Source organism: Gordonia sp. VNK21 (assembly GCF_046098115.1).
Classification (GTDB): domain Bacteria; phylum Actinomycetota; class Actinomycetes; order Mycobacteriales; family Mycobacteriaceae; genus Gordonia.
The window spans coordinates 1-1,162 of record NZ_JBJURU010000045.1 but is presented as its reverse complement, the minus strand read 5'-3'; the positions used below and the strand labels follow the sequence as shown (position 1 = coordinate 1,162).

Genomic DNA, 1,162 nt, shown 5'->3' with positions numbered 1-1,162 from the left:
CCTGTGTCAGGGCGTTGGAGTAGCCCGGCAGCTCTGTCGACACCTTGTCCAGGAGCGTCTTGAACTGTTGCACGGACGGTTCGATCCCATCGCGGTACGCCACGAGCGGCCTCGTCAGAAGTTTGAACAGACGCCTGAGATAGTCGAACCCGTCGCGGACGTTTTGAATATCAGGTCCCAGCGTCCTGGCCAGGAAGCTGAGTTGACGGAGAAAGTCGACCAGCACCTGTTTTTGGTCGGCGAAAGCTTTGACGTATTCATCCGATAGAGCGACCGTTTTGTCGAGCTGACCGTACTGTCGCTCTAGAAGGTCCATCAGACTGCTGGTGTTCCTCAGTGCGTCGGGAATGTTTGTGTTGCCGTCGGAGAACGCATTCTGCAGCAGCGACGCAGTTTGACGGAGATCGACGCCGTTCACATCACGGAACACCGGCGTCGTCGTCTCGAGCGTGTTGGAGATGTCGTAGGTACTCGATGTCTGAACAAGGGGGATTGCCCCCGACAGCGCGGTCGGTCCTGACCCTGGGTCCAGATCGAGAACTCGCCCGCCGATCGGCGTGATCAGGCGAACCGCTGCGGTAGCATCCGAACGGACCGACACCGAGTCGTCGAGTCGAAATTTGACTGTGATAACCGTTCCCGTGAGGTCCACCGACGACACCCTCCCTTGTCTTATCCCCGCTATACGCACCTGATCACCCGACTCCAGCCCGCCGGTGTTGACCAGATGGGCCGAGTACACCTTTTGACCGGGCGGTGAGATATACACGGCCCCGGCGATCACCAGACCGACCACCACCGTCACCACCACCACACCGGCGACGATGAGGTCGCGTCTGCGTTCGGGCTGGTGATGCGATCGATTTCGATTGAACAACCTCACTGACACACCACCAATCGTTGCCCCATAAGCGCAATCTTCGCTGTATCCGGCAGGGGCAGAAGACCTTTCGAACATTGTGCCTCGCTCGGCGTGGAGTTCGTCGCAGCGGTCAGCGAGTCCATAAGGGGCTTGAGCAGTACCGCACCGTTGAGTAGACCCTCTAACTCCCCGGGTTCTCGCGCCAGACGCTGATAGATCGTCGCGAAACTCTGGTCGTACGTTGACTCAAGTTGCTCGCCGGTGATGACCGTCTTCGACATGGACCGGTTGACCTCGCGT

The 1,162-nt window shown here is 59.0% G+C and carries 1 protein-coding gene and 1 pseudogene; both read right to left on the bottom strand.

The features are described 5' to 3' along the window. A partial coding sequence (locus ACJMNC_RS18305) for an MlaD family protein (protein WP_408949369.1) occupies nucleotides 1–883 on the bottom strand: 883 nt, incomplete at its 3' end. Beyond that, nucleotides 880–1,162: pseudogene (locus ACJMNC_RS18300) on the bottom strand (MCE family protein); the annotation flags it as partial. The pseudogene ACJMNC_RS18300 and the gene ACJMNC_RS18305, both read right to left, overlap by 4 nt.